Source organism: Lactobacillus sp. WILCCON 0058 (assembly GCF_057198005.1).
Genome location: NZ_JBUBHM010000001.1, coordinates 1,129,371 through 1,148,090, shown reverse-complemented (window position 1 = coordinate 1,148,090; position 18,720 = coordinate 1,129,371). Strand labels below are relative to the sequence as shown.

The window sequence follows — 18,720 nt, the reverse complement described above, 5'->3', positions numbered from 1 at the left end:
TCTGTCTATAGAAAAATTAGTTAGCAAATTGGTGACACTGGCCTGTTTATTCTGCTATGCGTTTTATCAGCAGCTTGTCAACAAAGTCGCTGCCTGCATCGCTGACATTGCTTCTTAACCATTCAAATTTCAGCTTGGCGGTATCGAATTTGGCCAGTTCACGGTCAATTTCCAGCCAAGAAAATAGCTTTGCAGCTCAAAGTCATCATTACGCTGTCAGCATGATGACGATGACCGGACTGACGAAAAGCAGATAACCAATGGCAAAAAGGATCAAGTGCTTGCGTTCTTTGTGAACTGCCACAAATTCACGGATCAAGGCACTTGGATAGTAGTAAGGCGCGACGCGAGAGCCGATTCCGACGGCTTTTAGCTGCGCCCTTTTGGCGTAGCGCATGGCCCGGTAGATATGGTAGTTGCTCGTCACCAAAGCTGTATACCTGCGGCCTGGTCTTTTTTCAATCAAGGCCTTGGAAAAAGTCACGTTCTCCATGGTGGTCTTTGATTTGTCCTCCAGCAAGATCTTGTCTTCAGGGATGCCTTGAGAAACAAGGTACTTGCGCATGGCTTCCGCCTCGCTGCAAACCTCATCGCTGCCTTGCCCGCCCGAAGGAACCAGGTAAGGCGAGGTTGGATCCTTACGGTAAATTTCAATTGCTTTGTCGCAGCGGTCTGCCAGTAGTTTGGTCACGGTGCCATCTTTTTTAATCCCAGCCCCATGAATTATCACGTAATCGAAATCCCGACGGTGCGGAATAATCTGCAAAAAGAGGCAGTAAAGCAAGAAAGACACGAAGGTAACCGACAGGTAGCCAGAAGAAAGGCCAAAGAAGGCCAAAAACGGCGAATACGGCTCCAGAGCACACATTTTAATGCCCAGCTCTGGTCCAACCAAGAGGCCAAAGAACCAGAGGAAAAATGACAGTTCACCGGCAATTAAGATTAGGCCTAGTAAAAAGGACAAGAGATTGCCCAAAGACCGCCCTTCCCGCTTGATCATGTACAAACCATTAACAAATAAGAAGAAAGGCAAGATCAAGAAAGCCAGCCCAACCAAGGCCGTTGTAATCAAGATCAAAACGCCGCTAACTTCAGAGCTGAACAGCGAATAGATGAAACCCAGAACCGACATGCCTGTCAAAAGCAGCAAGACGACATTTCGATACCTGCTGCGGTCCCGGTACATCGAATACGCAAAAAGGCCGCCCCAAAAAACTGTTGGCAGAATTTTCGATATAATATCCCTCATTATTCCCACTCCAATTAGCAATAGATTGTTATTTTTTTATCATAACATCGATCCCGCCAAAGTAATAGCAACTATTTCCGCCAACTTTCCCGCTTTAGGACATTTTCGACTTCTGGCAATTTATAGCCAAGCAGAGTATCGCCCTCTGGGTCAGTTTTGACATAGGTGAAGCCAAGTTTTTCCTGGACCCGCTTTGACTGGTCATTGCCTTCGTAATAGCAGCACCAAACGGCCTGGCTGCCCAGGTCGGCGAATGCATGGTCAATGAGGCAGGCCGCGGCTTCTGGCGCGTAGCCGTGGCCCCAGTATTCTTTACCAATCCAGTAACCCAGTTCTGGCTCTTCATCTTTTTCTGAGCAGGCATCCTCGCCAAATCTTAAGCCCGCGCAGCCGATCAAAAGATTGTCGTCTTTCCGCAAAACCGCATAGGTTTCCGGGGCTTGCAAGTTTTCTTGAATCAACCGCAGGCTCTCTTCTACCGATTTATGGGTCGGCCAGCCGGCGGCAGGACCGACAGCTGGATCCTTAGCCAAGTCATAAAGGCGGGCAGCATCCCTGTCTTCCCAAGGCCGCAGGCGTAATCTTGCAGTAGTCAGTTCCATTTTTTCCTCCTGTTTATTAAACATTATCAGTTAAAAACAATCTTACCATAGTGACAGGAATTTCCAGTCACTATTTTTCCTGTTCCCCTAGCCAAGCCGAACTGACGTGCTATAATCGAATTACAGCTATTAGAACAAGTGTTTCGTCTTTTGGAGGGAAGAGAAAAATGTCTGAGATACTGTTCATGATTGTCCGCTTTAGCCTGGTGTTGGTGATATGTCACCTGCTGGCCCTGCCGCAAGTCTGGAGAAATGGCTTAGTTGGCGACAGCATCCCTGCTTTAATCACTGAACTTTGCCTCCTGCTGATCCAGCTGGAGCTGGCCCTGCTTTTGATCGCGGCCGAGCTGATCACCCTCATCAATTTAGTATACGGCTACTTCGAATTTAACACCCAGACTCAGTTTATCCTATCCATTTTTGAATTGCTGATCTTATTTGATACCCGCTTGTACACATATCTTTTTGATGATGAAGCAGAATCTTTTAGTATCAAAGAATATTGGGGATATTTTGACAGGTCAGATCAAATCAAGCTTGTCATCTGTGTTTCTTCTCTGTTTGTCCCCTTCATCATTGCCAAGTTGACCGGCCTGCCTCCCTACCCGACTTTTCCAGAACTTGACCAGTTCTTTCACATCTAAGAGTGGGCAGCCAGCACTTTTTTGCTAGCTGATAAATGCTATAATTCATATAGTAATTTTACTCACTCTGGAGGGAACATGAATATAATATTCTTACTTTTAGTCGGAATCAGTTTGGCTTTGCTCTTGGCTGACTTGCTTGTTTTACTGAGAGCAAGAAAAAGCTTGTCTACTGGAAACAAGGAAACTGCTGCGCCTTACGACAGCTTCTCCAAGCTGACCATTTCTGCCTTTGTCATGCAGATCCTGCTCAACATGGTATACTTGTGGAACTATTGGAGCTCAGCTTTTTCAGTCACTGCCTTGCCGGTCTTCTTACTTTTTTCCGGCAATCTATTGCTGGAATTTGTCATCTTCTGCGACGATTTTTTGACAGATGCCAGATACAAGAGCCTTTGGGATTACTTCAAGAGTCTGAAAACGCGCCAAAAGTTTTGGCTGATCGTAGTTGTTGTAATCACTGCTTTTGCCGCCTTGATCAATTTCTTCCCGGCTCCTTAAACAAATTATCTGGAGAAAAATATGCTTATTGTTTTTATTATTATTTCTATCATCGGCCTGCTTTTAGCCATCACCTACCTGGCCTTATTGGCCAATACCAGGAAGCTTCTGATCGACGGGGCAGATATTGACCAATTCTGGCCAAAACGCAGACGCTTTATGTATTGGACCAACCTCTTCGTGTTGCTTCCAAACGCGATCTATCTGTTTCTTACAATTGCCAGTTACTTTTCAACCGACTTTGAGCCAACCCTGCTGCTCACCTTTTCGACCATGGCCATGGATCTCTTAATCGGCATCAGCATTATCTTTACCGACTATTTCATCACTGATGAGAAAGTCAGCTTCAAGGAATTCTGGTCCGGTAGCAAGACTAGCACGAAGGTCTACTCAATCAGCTTGATTCTGCTCGTGATTTTGACTGTTGTCTTAAACCTGCTGATCCATGCCTGGGGCCTGGACTAAAAAATACCCGCCAGCTTGCTAATAACAAGTCAGCGGGTATTTATTTTGCCTTAAACCTTCCGGTCAGCGATCAGTTTTTCGTGGGCCTGGATATGGGCCAGGCGTTTTTTATCCCGGTTCAAGAGCAAAAGGAAGATTGCTTCAACCAAAGACGATGAAGCCAGGCGGGAAAAGAGATATTCTTCCTGCAAGACTGTCTGGCCGATCGCGGTTGTCAGATGGTAATCGCTCCTCCCTGCCAAAGGAGAATCTGGCCGGTTGGTCATCGAGATGACCTTGATTCCTTTTTCCTTGGCCAAATCAGCCAGTTTTAACAAACCAGATGATTCACCAGAATTGGAAATCAGCCAAAGGCAGTCGCTGCTGTCCATATTCATGGTCTGGCCAATCACAGTTTCCATGGTCGGACTGGAAATCGCCAATATGCCTAATTGGTTCAGCTTGTAAACCGCGTCTTCAGCGACTGGATAGGTATCCCCTTCAGCCGCGACTTGGATCAGACGGCTTTTTTCCAAGAGATCCAAGACTTGCTTGAGGGTATCAACTGGCAGACGGCGGAGAGTCCGGTCAATTTCGTCTTCCTTGCTGGCCGCGATCTGGTCCAGGGCCTGAGAGACATTATCCTGGTTCAAGGATGCCAAGCTTGAGACGGGGGACTTGACCCGGGCCAGACTGACTTTCAACTGGTGGAAACCAGATAATTTTAGATTGTGGCAGAAGCGGGTCACTGAAGCCCCGCTGACACCCGCTGCTTGGGCTAGCTGGGAAATCGTGTAGTTAACCACTTCCTCTGGCTTGCTGATGACAATCTGGGCCACCTTTTGGTCGCTTGGGGACATATCATTTTTCTGGCGGAGGATCTGCTCGATGATGCTCTCTTCGTTTTCCATATTTACCAGTCTTTCTCCTGTTTCTTTATTTCTTCTAGTGCTATTATAGCATCTCTTGTAAATTAATTTCAGCAATATAAAAATACTGTAAATTAATTTATTGACTTTTTACCTGTTTTTACTTACTATAATCTTGTAAATAAATTACAGTTAAGCAAGCGGTATAGAAAATAATTTACAGTTTTTTTTTACAAGGAGAATGTGATGACTTTAATTTCAGATTTCGCGCTGAAGAAGATTCAGCCAGGGCAGAGGGTTTCCCTTGGCGGCGGAAGTAACGTGGCCGACCTGACCAGGGCAATCGCCGAGGACGACTTGTCCCTTGACCTCTACTCCCCTGCCCCGGCTACCCGGCAGTTAGGTGCCAGTTTGGGACTTTCAATCAAACCCGCTGAAGAAGCTGATCAGCTTGACCTGGCCTTTGATGGAGCAGACAGCGTTGATTATTCCTTACGGGCACTCAAGAGCAAGGGCGGCATCCACCTTTTTGAAAAAATCGCCGCGCAAGCGTCTCGCGAATACATTCTGCTTTTGCCAGCAGGCCGGCTGAGAGAAAAGCTCGACCCAGATATCCAGCTCTGCCTTGAAGTAGCTGCTCCAGCTGTTAAGTCCCTGCTTCGATTCGCTAAGAAATTTGGCTTAAAGGCCAGTGTCCGGGAAAATGAGTCACTTTTAGGCAACAAGCTAGTTGATCTATACGCGGAAAATTGGGACAGGATCGAAGATGTAAACCAAGAACTGGTCGCCTTTAATGGCGTTGTTGCATCTTCGCTTTTTGATAAAGAAGTTACTTCAGTCATCACTGTTCAAGATGGACAAGCCATTGAAATCAGTAAAGGAGAAAATCATGACTAAATACAATTGGGGAATTATCGGGACTGGCTGGATTGCCGGAGAAATGGCTGACGCATTAAAGCGGGTCAACGGCGAAGTCTACGCAGCTGCCAACCCGCATATGGAAGCTTTGGAAGCTTTTGGTCAGAAAAAAGGAATTGAACATCTCTATACTGACCCAGATGAAATGATCAAGGATCCTAAGGTAGATATCATTTATATCGCCACCCCACACAACTTCCACTACCAATATGCCAAGCAGGCACTTTTGGCTGGCAAGCATGTTTTTTGCGAAAAAGCGATTACGATTAATGAAAAGCAGCTGGAAGAACTGGTTAGCCTGGCTAAAGAAAAGAATTCGATTTTAACTGAAGGCTTTACTCTCTACCACATGCCGATTTACCGCAAGGTCAAGGAATTGATCGCATCTGGCAAGTTGGGCCAAATCCAGCTGGTCCAAGTCAACTTCGGGAGTTTGAAGGATTATGATCCGGCCAACCGTTTCTTCTCAAAGGACCTGGCTGGCGGCGGGCTCTTAGATATCGGCGGCTACGCTACGGCTTTTGCCCGGACCTTCCTAGATGAGATGCCCAACAATATTTTGACGACGGTGAAGTTTTTTGAAACAGGCGTTGACGAACAGTCCGGCATTATTTTGAAAAACGACCGCCAACAATTGGCCGTGATGGCACTGTCCATGCGGGCCAAGCAGCCAAAGCGGGGCGTTATTTCCGGTACTAAAGGCTATGTCGAGATCAGCAACTACCCGCGGGCCATGCAGGCAGATGTTACCTACACCGCGTCAGCCCATGAAGAAAGTAAAGAGACGATCACGGCTGGGGAAAGCGACCTGGCACTGGACTATGAAGTAGCTGACATGCAGCGGTACGTGGAGCAAGGGCATGATGACGGTGAACTGCAGACTTCCCGGGAAGTGATGCACATTTTGACGGCGGTTAGAGGTCAATGGGGGATGCGCTTTCCGGATGACCAGGACTAGTTTTATCTGATAAGTATCTCTATTCTCAAAAACTTGGATACAAGAAAAGAGTGAGTTCAGTGAACCCACTCTTTTTTGCTGCTTATTCAACGATGCCGAAGCCGCCAGTCCAGCCGATTTGTTCGCTGGCTGCCAGGGTCATTTGCAGGAAGCCAGTTGCTTCCAGTTCTCTAGCCCGCTTCAAGGCGCCTGCGTCAAAGACCCGCAAGGGACTGCCAGCTAGAGCTTCCTTGATGGCTGCCTTTGCTTCTTGGTCATCGCTGGCCAGGAGAACCGTGGTTGGCAGGTCGCCAATTTTTCCGCTTTGCAGAGTTGCGGCAAAAGTCGTGTTGAAGCCCTTGACTACCTTTGATTCCGGCAGCCAGGACTGAAGCAATTGCGCCGCGGATGAGTCAGCTGGCACGACCAACTCGTCCCAAGTATCGAAGTTGAGAGGGTTGCTGATGTCGATGACGATCTTGCCCTTCAGCTCGTCCTTATATTGACTGGCAATACTTTCCAAAGCGCCGAATGGGACGGCCATGATCACCAGGTCGCCAAGATTTTCTGCCTTGTCGCCATTGCCAAAGTATTCAACTTGATTGCCGGCCAGTTCAAAGTTCTTGCCGATTGCCTGCCCCATGTTGCCCTTGCCAAAAATTGTTACCTTCATTGTTTTTACCTCGCTTACTTTCTTTTTGCAAGTTGTTAATCATAAGAATACACGTTTAGCAAAAATAAGTCAAGACTTTTCTTACAAAAAGTTAGGAAATAAAAATCCAGTCCGAAAGTGGACTGGATTAGGTTATTCTGGATCTTTGTTCTTCTTCAATTTATTCAAGACCATGTCAAGCATTTCTTCCTTGTATGCCTGATAACCCATAGCATTAGGGTTCGCTTTCCATTCGTCACTTGTCCATCCCTTGAGCGTATAATAGTGCCGGTTTTGGTCATAGTTGCTAATCAAATCAACTATCTTATCTTCAACATCTGGGCTAACCTCCTTACCACCATTAGTCAGTAGTTGACTCCACTCTTCACTTGGAATCGGATCAACCGTTTGTAAGCCGCACTTGCAAGTCCAAATAATATTGTTAACGATCTTTTTGGCAAGTTCCTTGCTTTCGAGACTAACAATCTTTTCGTCCTTGCTGCCTAATTGAGTAAAGTAAGCCAGCAAATCTAATTCTTCTTGTACTTGCTGCTGGTCTGTAAAAGTCAAGATATCCTTTGGCAACCAGTAATATTTTGCATATTCACTATAGTAGATATTGTAGATTCCTTCTAGTGAATGCAAGCCTTTCGGGCCTAATACGTCGGCGTTGACGAGTACTCGGTCCAACGGCGAATTTTCCCTGTTGCGGAAAAGGTCGTGCTGTTCAAAAACGTAGTAAGGCACGTCCTCTCTCCGAACAAGTTCAGCAAACTTAGTAAGTTCTTCCTTTCTGATAGTTGGGTAAGAGTTTTTATCCTTTAGTTCTTGATAAATCTGCTTGATGCTGTCGATCGTAATTACACCATATAAATTGGCGGCTGACTGGAATAATTTATGTAGAAAATCCAGCTTTTCGCTATCAAAGCCAGCATCAGCATAGCGCTTCTTCATGGTTTTATCGAGCAAGCGCTTAGGATAGCTGACTTTTTTAACGGTCTTATCTACCGGCTGATCATTGCTAATTAGGTCCATTAGCAAATTGCTGAGTATGTATTCCTTATTATCAAGATCATGCACTTGATCTAAGAAGCTGAATGAATCGTCATCCAAATCATCCAAATCATCATCGTCTACGGAGAAATCAATTTTACTGATCTCTTCCTTTGGGATCCCCATCATCTGTCCATAAGTGTAACCGCCCATCCCCCAACAAGGAAGGTCATATAGTGCCCGATCCATCAAGGTGCAGATTTCTGCAAAAGTGTGCTTGCCATAGTCGAAATGATAAGTATTGGAGAGTTCATCTAATTCTTCAGCAGCAGCATTCAAATCTCCTTGACTTGTTTGGTAGGCGTATTGTATAAAGGCAATTATCTCATATAAAGCAGTGTCACCAAAACGAATTTGGCTAGGCGCCTTATTAAGGGTCATTCCTGAAGACTTCAATTCTGACAAAGCCTTTTTTAAAGCTTTCTCATCTTCAGTTTCTTCATGTTTGGCAAAGTCGCGGAGGTCGTTAGGAGTTAGGTAGAACTTGCTACTGAATTCGCAGAGATTCATGTAGACGTACCAGATACCCTGAAGGCTATTTTCTTTCCAAGCAATTTGTTCATGAACCAAAAGCGGGCTGGTTAAGGGGATGCCGGAATCATTGCAATACTTGTTAATAGCTTCTGCACTAAAAAGATAGAAATCAACATCCATGTTAGTTTCTGTGATTTCGCCGAAGCTGACGAATTGGTCAAATGTGATTTCTGGGTAGGCCTGGTTCTGCTTTTTGATGTCTTTGTACAAGCCGTACAAATCCTCAAGGGAGATGATCCCGTATGCATTAATTGCGCCAGCATAGAACTGGAGAAGGAAATCCATCAACTCCTCTGACAGGCCGGTTTTCTTGAGTTTATTGATTACTGATTTTCGCATGGTCAATCTTCCCCTTTTTGTAAAAAATCGTTGCTAGGTCTAAAGATATTCTACACGATTTGGCGTGGGAATGTGGCACGTTGGGATTTGTGGGACAAAAATAATCCAGTCCGGGAATGGACTGGATTAGGTTTATTCGTGATCTTTGTGCTTTTTGATCATGTCCAGAAGAATCTGCATGGCCTTAATTTTTTGGATTTGATCACCTTGGATGTCTGGATTGGAATTCCACTCATCAGTTGTCCAACCCTTGAGGACATAAAGATGCCGGTTCTTGTCATAGTTATGGATCAGGTCGAGGATCTTATTTTCAACCTCTTTGTTAAGTGGCTCGCCGCCATTAGCTAGCAGCTGGCGGAACTCCTCTTTAGGAATTGGGTCAGCATCTTCAAGTCCGCCCTTGCTCGTCCAGAGGAAGTGGTCAACGATCTTTCTGGCCAAATTTTTGCTTTCCAGGCTGACAATCTTGGCATCCCTACTCCCTAATTGGGTAAAGTAAGCCAGCATGTCCAGCTCTTCTTTCTCCTGCTGGTGACCGGAATAAGCCAACATATCTTCCGGTTCCCAGTATACATTCGCGTACTCGCTGAAGTAGACATTGTAGACGCCTTCTAGTGATTTTAGGCCATCTGGACCCAGCAGGTCTTCATTCACAAGTATCCGTTCAAATTCGGAGTCGATCCCGTTTTTAAAAAGCTCATGCTGTTCAAAAACATAGTAAGGCACTTTTTCCCGGCGAACCAGTTCAGCAAATGCGATAAATTCATCGTCGCTGATGTCAGGGTAATGATTTTTACCCTTAATATCTTCGTAGATTTGAGCAAGGTCAACGAGTTCGATTACACCGTAGAGGTTGACAGCAGCTTGGAAGAATTTGTGCAAGAAGTCCAGCTTTTCTTCGTCAAAGCCAGCATCCGCATACCGCTTCTTCATAGTCTTATCGAGCAGACGCTTAGGGTAGCTGGCTTTTTTGCGCATTTTGGCGTGTGGGTGGGTATCACTGGCTAGGTCCAACAGCAACTGGCCAAGTTGCTGACCGGAATCAGCTGAGTCGTCGTCTTCATCAAATTCAAAAAGGTTGTCATCATCTTTATAGAAAGAATCGTCGAAAAAATCATTCTCTGTGATGTCTTCCTTAGGGATCCCCATCATCTCCCCATAATTGTAACCGCCAAGTCCCCAGCAAGGGAGGTCATAAAGTGCCCTCTTCATCAGCGTGCAGATTTCCTGGAAAGTGTGCTTGCCATAGTCAAGCCGGTAGAATAAGGAGAGATTTTCAAATTCTTCAGAAGCTGCCTCCAAATTACCTGGGCTGGTTTGGTAGGCATAGGTTACTAACTTAGTGATTTCGTTTAGGCCAGTGTCGTTTGGATAGATCTGGCTTTCCACTTCATCAAGCGGTTTGCCAAAAGCCTTCAGCTCTGCCAGAACTTTTTGAAATGCCCGGTCGTCGGCTGTTTCCTTGTGCTCGGCAAAGTCGCGGAGGTCGTTAGGAGTCAAGTAGAACTTGCTGCTGAATTCGCAAAGGTTCATGTAGAGGTACCAGATTTCATGAATACTGTCTTCTTTCCAGGCGACATTTTCATGAACCAATAGTGGGCTGGTTAAAGGGATGCCAGAATCATTGCAGTACTTGTTTATGATTTCTGGACTAAAAATAGCGTAATGTTCAAGCAATTTACTGCCTGTGACTTCGCCGAAAGTGAGGAATTGGTCAAATGTGATTTCCGGGTAGTCATGGTTCTGCCTTTTGATGTCTTTGTACAAGCCGTACAGGTCTTCAAGGGAGATGATCCCGTATGCATTAACCGCGCCGGTATAGAACTGGAGAAGGAAATCTATCGACTCCTCTGACAGGCCGATTTTCTTGAGTTTAGTGATTGCTGATTTTTGCATGGTCAAGCTCCCCTTTTTGTAAAAAACGAAATTGTATCTAAGGCTATTTTACCCGATTTGGAGTAGGAATGTAGCACGCTGGGATTTGTGAGACAAAAATAATCCAGTCCGAAAGTGGACTGAATTATTGGGATTATTTCACGTTAACGATGAAGTTGTCGGTGTCGTAGCGACTACCGTCTGGGAAGTTGACAGTCAAAGAGGTTTCATACTTCCCTGGATCGAATGTATCTGTAGTTCCCAAAGAACCATGGAAGTATATACAGTACCCTTAGGTAATGCAGAAGCATTAGTTAAAAAGAAACTTGAAAACTGTATAATTTTGTTCTCTCACATATTATTAGATCATTACACACCTCACTTTTTGTCCTAAATGCTGTATTTGTCAAATTAGTTTTTTACAAAAAATCATCTATTGTATGCAGAGTGATTTTATTAGTCTTAATGCTTGTCCCAGCGCCAATTATAGCCAAATTAGCAAATATCTAGAAAAAGAAAAAAGTATGATCCCGAATAGATATCGGATCATACTTTAACAAGCTTAACTAATTTGCCAAACTCATTACACCACTATTATTTCTTCTTGTGTGCGGCTTTCAAAGACTTCTGGTAAGCCGTATAAGTCTTTTCCAATTGCTGATTGACTTTCTTGATTTCTTTCACCTTAGCGTTAGCTTCGTCATATGCTGCTTTACTGCTGTTCGCATTTTCTTGCGCAGCATTGATCTCAGACTTATCAGCTTGGGTTTGTTCATAAGATGCCTTTGCCGTATTCATAGGCGGCTCGTAAGACGCAACATAACCGTTAAGCGCAGTTTCAAACTCATCAACGCTCACTTGCGTCCCCGATTCGCTAGTTAAAATCTTTTCTCTGCCAAAATCTGCCGCGCTTGTCTCCGTACTTTGATCAAGAACCAAACCAACATACTCATAATCGCCCATGCAGTTCGTATAGTGGCCAGTCACACCACTGCCGTGAGCATCATAAATCGCCTTTTCTTCAGTATACCAGCCAGTTAATGGATCACTGTAGCCCCAAGCCAAATTCTCAGCACGGGAAGCATATACTTTCGTAGGAGCATTCCTAAAATATGTATGATTCTTCGTGCTATCTGAGATAAAACCAGAGATGCTTGCGTAGATCATGAGGTCATAGTCGATCCCTAAGGCATTATGATTAGAAAAATTATTATCTGATGCGCGGAGACTGTTAAGCTCCTTGATCAAAGTAACATCTTTCTTCAAATTGCTCGTGGACAGGAAGCTCTTGACTGAATCATCCAGTCCATTAACGTAGCCTGACAATGCAGCAACATTTGCCATGCCAGTTTTAGAATCTTGGTAAAAGTTAGGCGTTGCCTTGCTCATGACAAAGTCATAGCCGGCTGCTTCATAAACCCGTGAAGCTTCATCATAGCTGGCTTTAGCGGCTGCAACCTTGTAATTGTATCTATCTACAGCATCTGTGTAGGCCTGGTTTGCATTATCTAAACGCGCCTTCTTTTGGCTCAGATCGTTTTGCGCGGCTTCTAATGAACCCAGCTCTGCAGCTTGCTTCTTGTACTTTTCATAAGTAGCCTTAGCTGGATTATATGCCGCCTTCTTCGCGGTTATCTTAATCTTGACATTCTTGACCTTGTCTTTAGACTTGTCAGGATAAGTCACGATCACGCTAACCGTGTAAGTACCAGCCTTCTTCAAGTTAGGTGCTGGTGAAAAAGTATACTTGCTCTTAGCCGGCAGCTTGCTGGCATTAGTGATGACGCTCTTGGCTGACAGCTTGCTGCCTGCCTTGACAGTTACGCTCTTAGCCTTTGGCGCGTATTTTTGCGCGTTTGTCTTCTTTACTGCCTTCTTCTTAACTTTTTTTGCCTTTTTCTTTGTACTCTTCTTAGCCGCCTTCTTGGCCGCCAGAGCGGTTGGAGCGGTTCCAATAGCTGGTGCCGCGGCGCCTAAAAGAGCCAATGCAACTGAAACCTCGCTGATGGCTTTCAGCTTCTTGTCCATGGTTTTATCCTCCCACGTGTTATTAGATAATCAAACACTTTAATTTTTAACTTGAAAGCCCTTTTTGTCAAATAGCTTTTCCCTCACGATTACTAAAAGCAGGCCAGCAGCTTCTTAATCAATGAAAGCTTGTCACTATGCCGATTATAGATGACCTTGATCTTGTACCGGCTCCTCTCCTGCATCCCCGCCAATGGTAAATAACTTATATGCTCCCGATCCGTCAGCACATACTCAAACAATCCCTTAGGATAAAAAGCCACCGCCTTGTTCAAAGACACCAGCATCTGCATCTGTTCAATATTGGAAATGTGCGCGCAGCTGGCCTGATACTCCTCTGGCAGAGTCGACAAAAAAGCCTGCCGCAGATAATGCGAGTTCTCCTCCGGCATGTAGTACAGAACCGGCAGGCTGCCAATCTCCGTAAGGGGAAATTCCTCTAACTTGCTTAACGGGTTCAAATCGCTGACGCCCATGATCATCTCATTTTCATACACGTCCGCGCTGGCTAAATCTGGCTCAGTAATCACCAGGCCCGGATCCCCGTAATCAAGCACCGTCGCCAGATCCACCAGGCCATTGGCAATATCGCTCAGCAAGTGGTCGATACTTTCATGCACTATGCTCAGCTGCACTTTTTCATCTAAAAAGTCATATAGCTTTTCTCTCAGCAAAGCTCCGTCAAATGGCGAAAAATACCCGCAGATCAGCCGCTGCTTGGTCGTTGACTCATAGCGCAAAGCATTAACGTTCACGCTAAACTTCTGCAGCATGTTTCTGACATATATGTAAAAGTCCCTACCAACCGGAGTGACAAAAATCTTGTTCTTCTCCCGGTCAAAAAGCTTCAACCCCAGTTCATCTTCCAGCTTCTTCATCATCTGCGACACCGCTCTTTGCGAGACGAACTCGCTCTCCGCCGCCTTCTGGAAGCTGCCCGCTTCAACTACCTTGCAGAACATCTTCAGCTTTTCAAAATCCATCGTTTCACCCTTTAAAAAAATCCACCCGAACTATCCGCTTCGCCTGTGCAAGCGTTTGCTCTCTATTAATCTACCCCAAAAGCCTATATAGTTTCAAGTGTAAGCAATAGCAAGCAAGTTTTGTAAGGAGAAAATCATGACGATTGCAGCTAAAGACAAGTATGATGTAGTAGTAGTTGGTTCGGGCGCGGCAGGCCAAGCCGCTGCCTTGACTGCCCAGGAAAACGGCGCCAGCGTCCTCTTATTGGAAAAGGGCCGCACTACTGGTGGCAGCGCCAACTACAGCGAAGGGATCTTCGCCGTTGGCTCCTACCTGCAAAAGGAAAAAGGGATCGAAGTCTCTGGTACTGACGTTTTGAAGGAAGAAGTCGAATATTCCAAGTACAAGGCTGACTCCAGAATCTGGCGCAAGTACGTTGACGCTAGCGCGGAAAACGTCCAATGGCTGGCCAACGAAGGTGTTGTTTTTGAACGGGTTCAAGCCATGGGTGCCGGTGAAGCAACTTGGCACATCTACGAAGGCTTCGGCTACGGCGCCATCCACAAAGCCCTGGAACCGAAATTCCTCAAGCTGGGCGGGGAACTTTTAACCTCCACCGCGGCTGTTGCCTTGAAGCTGAACGAAGACGGCAGCAAGACCATCACCTTAAGAAACGAAGCTGATGGCACTACTGAAGACGTTACAGCCAAGGTTGTCGTTTTGGCAGCTGGCGGCTACCTCAACAACAAGGAAATGATGGCTGAGGAAACCGACTATGACTTGAGCCGGATGATCCCTGTTTCAAGCGGCAAGGGTACTGGTGACGGCCTTCGCCTGGGCTGGAGCGTTGGTGGCCGCAAGTACGGCACTGGCATGGCCATGCTTTTCGGCGGCTACCTGGACGACCCAGACCAGCCTTACTTCAAGATGATGTCCAGCCAGATGAACGTCGCTGCCGGCCAGCAGCCTCTTCTCTGGGTCAACGAAGATGGTGAACGTTTCGTCGACGAATCCGTCATCTACAACTTCAGTTACGCCGGCAATGCTCTCTACACCCAAAATGAAGTCTACAGCATTTTGGACACCGGCGTGATTGAAAAGCTGGCTAAGGACGGCAACTACATGGGTCTGGGCGTTTACGTTGAACGCGGACAAAAGATGGACAAGCTGGCTGACGAAATTGACCAAGCTGTAGCTGACAAGAAGCCATTCATCTTCAAGGCTGACACGATTGAAGAACTGGCTGAAAAGACCGGCCTGCCAAAGGGACAATTGACTGAAACTATCGCCCGCTACAACGGCTTTGCCGCTAAGGGTGAAGACGAGGACTTCGGCAAGGATGCTGACTACCTGGTTGCTGTCGAAAAAGGCCCATTCTACGCCTTCAAGCTGAACATCGGCGCCTTCTGCACCATGGGCGGTTTAAAGGTCAACGTCAACAACGAAGTTGAAGACGAAAAGGGCAAGATTATCCCTGGTCTTTACGCGGCCGGCAACGACGCCAGCGGTTTGACTGGTGACACTTACGGCCCGAACATGCCTGGTACCTGCGCCGGCTACGCCTTCTACTCCGGCAGAAACGCTGCCCTTGACGCACAAAAATATCTGTAAGCAAATAAAAAGACTGCCTTTGGCAGTCTTTTTTCGTGCAGTAATACTTGCATCCCTTCCCCTAAAAATCTGCAGAAGGGATGCTTTTATCTTGCTTAATGCAAATCCTCGTATCCTGGCTTGGTCAAGACCTTAGCCGCGTATGAGCAGGTTGCCCGCAGTCTGACGCCTTTTTCCCGGGCGGCAGCAACAACGGTATCAACCAGCTTCCGACCAAGGCCCTGTCCGCCATATGCCGGGTCAACCTTGGTGGTTGTGATGATCCAGTGATCACCCTTGTCTTCATAAACACATTGACCGATCAGCTTGCAGTCATCATATACCGCGGCCCGCTTTTGGTCTCTCTCAAACTTGATTTCCATTTTACTCACCTAAAATTGCTTCTTCCAGCTCTTCAGCAGTGTCGACGATCACAGTTGCCCCGTGTTTTTGCAAAAATGGCACGCTTCTAAAGCCCCAATTTACCGCGATTTCATCCATTTCAGAATTCTGTGCAGTCTGGATATCGATTTCAGAGTCGCCGATGTAGACGCACTTGTCTCTTAGCACGCCTAAGACCTTGACGCATTCCGCAGTCATGTCCGGAGCTGGTTTGCGGCGGATCCCGCTTCTTTCCCCCAAGGCAAAGTCAAAGCTGCCAGGGAAAAGTTCTTCGACCAGGACCTGAACGGCTTCATTTGGCTTGTTGGAAACGACAGCCAGCTTGACGCCTTTTTGGTGGAGATTTTTCATCAAATCCAAAATGCCTGGGAAGGGACCAGTCTTAATCTGGCAGTGGTCAGCGTAATATGGCTTGAAAACTTCCAAGACCCGGTCAACTTCTGCTTGGGTAACAACTTCCGGGATCTGTTCATCCTTGGTGCCAAAGGCCACCAGGCTTTCCCGGCTGCTGCCAGCTTCATAGGCCAGGGCCCGGGTGACCGCCACCACAACCCCGCTGCCAAAGAAGTTCTTGATGTCCTCAACCGTAAAGTCATGCCGGTGACCTGTCTTTTCAAACGCGTAATTCAATGAGGCTGTTAAGTCAGCGCTCGTGTCTAAGATAGTGCCGTCCATGTCAAAAATCGCGGCTTCATATTTCATCAGTTTCACCTCGCTTTCATTATACCATCTTGGCAAAAAAATAGGCCTGCTCAGATAGAGCAGACCTACTCCCTGTTATCGAGGGAAAAATCGCTTATTCGTCATCGCGCTTCTTGCGCCAAATTCCGCTTATGGCAGTGCCAACCGCGGTCAAGAGCAATCCGAGCCAGGAGAGCTGCTTGCCGCTGGCTTCGCCAGTTTGCGGCAACTCAGCTGACTGAGTCTTCGCCGTGTGCCCTGCTGGGTTTGCGGCTTGCAGACCCTTACCTGCAGTTTGGCCGGTTAAGCCAGTCTTTTGGCCTGCTTGACCAGTTGCAGGAACAGATGGCTTTGGGCCAGCTTTCTTGCTCTTTCCGCTTGTCTTTGGCTTAGTTGACTGTTTGCCAGGGGCAACGGAAGGATGCATGTCAAGCGATGGCACCAGGCGGATGACGAAGTTGTTTTCGCCATTGGTACTTGCAAAGACTGCCTTCCAGATGCTTTCAAGGTTGCCAGTTTCCTTGTACCCTTCCTTCAAAAGCGTTGCCAGCTGAGCTTTAGCTTGGGTAAAGTTGATGGCCTCATTTGGCTTGCCGCTGTCGAAGTCAGCCATAAGCTTGATCGTCTTGCCAGTCTTTGCGTCGACAAAGGAGATCGTGGCTTTTTGCTTGTTCGGGTAGTAGTAGACGTTTTCTTGGCTGTCAGCATCCCCGTGGGTAACCTCACGGCTTGTGATCAAGCTGGTGCTTGGCGTGTAGTTGCTAAGCTCTGGCGTCTTCTTACTGGTAAATTCGCTGCTGGTCCAGTCGCCATAGCTAGTCGCGCCGGTGACCAGGTCGGTCGTGACAGGCCGGGTCAGTTCAGCAGTTTGTTCAACCGCTTCAACGCCGGTTGGCATGTGGTAGTTGATCGTCCGGGTGATGGTCTTCTTTTCGTCTCTCTTAGCGTATGAGTGCACCAAGTGTGCTTCGAAGAGCTGGGTAGGTACATCAAGGAAGAGGGCGTAGGCAAACTTTTTGCCAGAGAGATCTCTATTGCCGCTTGCCGCGAAGAGATAGCCCATGCGCACGTAGTTCAATAAGGACGCGTTAGCAAAGTTGAAGTCGATTGCTTCACCGGTCTTGCCTGCAAGGGATGCAGTAGTGAGCAGCCGGCCAGTCGTGTCATCGTAGATCTCTACAAGAGCCTTTTGGCTTTCACCCGTGTAGTAGATATTAACTACTTGGTCTCGAGTTGAGCCATCTACAGAAATCTCAGCTACAGAACTTTGGCTTGCAGTGTAACCGGCGACTTCTGGAGTTGCATTTTCGCTCCACTCACCGCTAGTCCATGGGGCAAAAGTCTTGCTCTGGTCTACGTTGTCGGTCGTAACTACTCTAGTCAGCTGAACTGGTTGAGTTACAGTCTCAACACCATCCGGCTTGTGATAGTTGATCGTACGAGTAACCGTCTTGGTCTCGTTTGACTTAGCGTAAGTGTGAACCAGGTGAGCCACGAATTCTTGAGTAACTTCGTCCGTGTTATCAAAGTTGGCTGAAGTGAATTGGCCGTTGGTCAGATCACCATTACCAACTTCTGCCAATGCGTAGCCCTTGTTTAAAAGGCTCTTCAGCGATGCATTAGGCTGACTGAAGTCGATCGTTTCGCCCGTCTTGCCCGCAAGGGATGCGGTAGAGATAGGTTTCCCGGTCGTATCATCGTAGATATTCACAATTGCAGATTGGCCATTTGCACTGTAGAAGACGTCAACCACTTGGTCTTGAGTTGAACCATCTACAGGAGTCTCAGCTACAGAACTTTGACTTGCAGTGTAACCTGCAACTTCTGGAGTTGTCTGTTCACTCCATTGACCACTAGTCCACGGATCAAAAGTCTTGCTCTGTTCAACATTGTCAGTCGTTACAACTCTAGTCAGCTGAACTGGTTGAGATACTGTCTCAACGCCATATGGCTTGTGGTAGTTGATCGTACGAGTGACGGTCTTTGATTCAGAGCTCTTAGCGTAGGTGTGAACCAGGTGAGCGACGAATTCTTGAGTGGCTTCATCTGCATTGTCAAAGTTAGCTGAAGTAAATTGACCGTTGGTCAGATTACCGTTACCAACTTCTGCTAAGGCGTAACCACCATTCAAGTAACCAGTCAATTGCTGGTTAGCTTCGTTAAAGTCAATTGCTTGGCCAGTATTCCCAGTCAAACCAGTCTGACGAAGCAATTTCCCAGTCGTGTCGTCGTAGATCTTTACAACTGCGGATTGACCATTCGCACTGTAGAAGACATCAACCACTTGGTTTTGGGTTGCACCATCTACAGTAACTTCTGCTACGGAGCTTTGACTTGGAGTGTAGCCGGCAACTTCTGGAGTTGCCTTTTTACTCCATTGACCATTAGTCCATGGGTCAAATGCCTTGCTCTGGTCAACATTGTCGATCGTTACCACTC

The 18,720-nt window shown here is 46.7% G+C and carries 17 protein-coding genes; 6 read left to right on the top strand and 11 right to left on the bottom strand.

Annotated features, from left to right (window positions below; all coding sequences use genetic code 11):
* Positions 1 to 208: 208 nt before the first annotated feature.
* Both ACYVUU_RS05375 and ACYVUU_RS05370 read right to left on the bottom strand, forming a co-directional pair.
* On the bottom strand, positions 209 to 1,249 hold the full coding sequence (locus ACYVUU_RS05375; protein ID WP_484500195.1) for a YdcF family protein: 1,041 nt from the start codon (positions 1,247 to 1,249) through the stop codon (positions 209 to 211).
* 71 nt (positions 1,250 to 1,320) lie between these two features.
* Entirely contained in the window at positions 1,321 to 1,851 is a 531-nt protein-coding gene (locus tag ACYVUU_RS05370; protein ID WP_484500194.1) for a GNAT family N-acetyltransferase, read from the bottom strand.
* Positions 1,852 to 2,018: 167 nt separating this feature from the next.
* Here ACYVUU_RS05370 and ACYVUU_RS05365 point away from each other — a divergent pair, with 167 nt between their 5' ends.
* The 3 genes from ACYVUU_RS05365 (at position 2,019) to ACYVUU_RS05355 (ending at position 3,461) form a co-directional block, all read left to right on the top strand.
* Positions 2,019 to 2,495 (top strand): hypothetical protein, encoded by a 477-nt coding sequence (locus tag ACYVUU_RS05365; protein ID WP_484500193.1) that lies wholly within the window; start codon positions 2,019 to 2,021, stop codon positions 2,493 to 2,495.
* Between the two features lie 165 nt (positions 2,496 to 2,660).
* Positions 2,661 to 2,996: an ABC transporter ATP-binding protein gene (locus ACYVUU_RS05360; protein WP_484500192.1), complete on the top strand. Its 336-nt coding sequence runs from the start codon at positions 2,661 to 2,663 to the stop codon at positions 2,994 to 2,996.
* Positions 2,997 to 3,017: 21 nt separating this feature from the next.
* Positions 3,018 to 3,461 carry a DUF1751 domain-containing protein gene (locus tag ACYVUU_RS05355; protein ID WP_484500191.1) on the top strand — a complete coding sequence of 148 codons (444 nt, stop codon included), beginning with the start codon at positions 3,018 to 3,020 and terminating at the stop codon, positions 3,459 to 3,461.
* A 50-nt stretch (positions 3,462 to 3,511) separates the two neighbouring features.
* On the opposite strand, the gene ACYVUU_RS05350 is transcribed toward ACYVUU_RS05355, so the two are convergent.
* Positions 3,512 to 4,351, bottom strand: coding sequence for a MurR/RpiR family transcriptional regulator (locus ACYVUU_RS05350; RefSeq protein ID WP_484500190.1), 840 nt, complete (start codon positions 4,349 to 4,351; stop codon positions 3,512 to 3,514).
* Between the two features lie 204 nt (positions 4,352 to 4,555).
* Here ACYVUU_RS05350 and ACYVUU_RS05345 point away from each other — a divergent pair, with 204 nt between their 5' ends.
* Together ACYVUU_RS05345 and ACYVUU_RS05340 are read left to right on the top strand one after the other, a co-directional pair.
* A complete protein-coding gene (locus ACYVUU_RS05345) occupies positions 4,556 to 5,206 on the top strand; it encodes a ribose-5-phosphate isomerase A (protein ID WP_484500189.1) in 651 nt (216 codons plus the stop codon).
* A complete protein-coding gene (locus ACYVUU_RS05340; protein ID WP_484500188.1) occupies positions 5,199 to 6,185 on the top strand; it encodes a Gfo/Idh/MocA family protein in 987 nt (328 codons plus the stop codon). Before ACYVUU_RS05345 ends, ACYVUU_RS05340 begins: the two co-directional genes overlap by 8 nt.
* An 82-nt stretch (positions 6,186 to 6,267) precedes the next feature.
* Here ACYVUU_RS05340 and ACYVUU_RS05335 read toward each other — a convergent pair whose 3' ends face one another.
* From ACYVUU_RS05335 to ACYVUU_RS05315, 5 genes are all read right to left on the bottom strand, one after another.
* Positions 6,268 to 6,837, bottom strand: a complete 570-nt coding sequence (locus ACYVUU_RS05335) for an NADPH-dependent F420 reductase (RefSeq protein ID WP_484500187.1) — start codon at positions 6,835 to 6,837, stop codon at positions 6,268 to 6,270.
* 132 nt (positions 6,838 to 6,969) lie between these two features.
* Positions 6,970 to 8,742, bottom strand: coding sequence for a hypothetical protein (locus ACYVUU_RS05330; RefSeq protein ID WP_484500186.1), 1,773 nt, complete (start codon positions 8,740 to 8,742; stop codon positions 6,970 to 6,972).
* Positions 8,743 to 8,874: 132 nt separating this feature from the next.
* Complete coding sequence (locus tag ACYVUU_RS05325; RefSeq protein ID WP_484500185.1) at positions 8,875 to 10,638, bottom strand: hypothetical protein; 1,764 nt, start codon at positions 10,636 to 10,638, stop codon at positions 8,875 to 8,877.
* A 573-nt stretch (positions 10,639 to 11,211) separates the two neighbouring features.
* Complete coding sequence (locus ACYVUU_RS05320; RefSeq protein ID WP_484500184.1) at positions 11,212 to 12,645, bottom strand: Rib/alpha-like domain-containing protein; 1,434 nt, start codon at positions 12,643 to 12,645, stop codon at positions 11,212 to 11,214.
* A gap of 92 nt (positions 12,646 to 12,737) precedes the next feature.
* The gene (locus ACYVUU_RS05315; RefSeq protein ID WP_484500183.1) at positions 12,738 to 13,628 is read right to left on the bottom strand and encodes a LysR family transcriptional regulator; all 891 of its coding nucleotides are present in this window, start codon (positions 13,626 to 13,628) and stop codon (positions 12,738 to 12,740) included.
* 136 nt (positions 13,629 to 13,764) lie between these two features.
* On the opposite strand from ACYVUU_RS05315, the gene vprA reads away from it, so the two are divergent.
* Positions 13,765 to 15,219, top strand: a complete 1,455-nt coding sequence (gene vprA / locus ACYVUU_RS05310; RefSeq protein ID WP_484500182.1) for a vinyl phenol reductase — start codon at positions 13,765 to 13,767, stop codon at positions 15,217 to 15,219.
* Between the two features lie 95 nt (positions 15,220 to 15,314).
* Here the strand turns inward: vprA and ACYVUU_RS05305 are convergent, their stop codons facing one another.
* From ACYVUU_RS05305 to ACYVUU_RS05295, 3 genes are all read right to left on the bottom strand, one after another.
* Positions 15,315 to 15,581, bottom strand: a complete 267-nt coding sequence (locus tag ACYVUU_RS05305) for a GNAT family N-acetyltransferase (RefSeq protein WP_484500181.1) — start codon at positions 15,579 to 15,581, stop codon at positions 15,315 to 15,317.
* 1 nt (position 15,582) lies between these two features.
* On the bottom strand, positions 15,583 to 16,302 hold the full coding sequence (locus ACYVUU_RS05300; protein ID WP_484500180.1) for an HAD family hydrolase: 720 nt from the start codon (positions 16,300 to 16,302) through the stop codon (positions 15,583 to 15,585).
* 94 nt (positions 16,303 to 16,396) lie between these two features.
* Positions 16,397 to 18,718: a mucin-binding protein gene (locus ACYVUU_RS05295; protein WP_484500179.1), complete on the bottom strand. Its 2,322-nt coding sequence runs from the start codon at positions 18,716 to 18,718 to the stop codon at positions 16,397 to 16,399.
* Positions 18,719 to 18,720 lie beyond the last annotated feature (2 nt).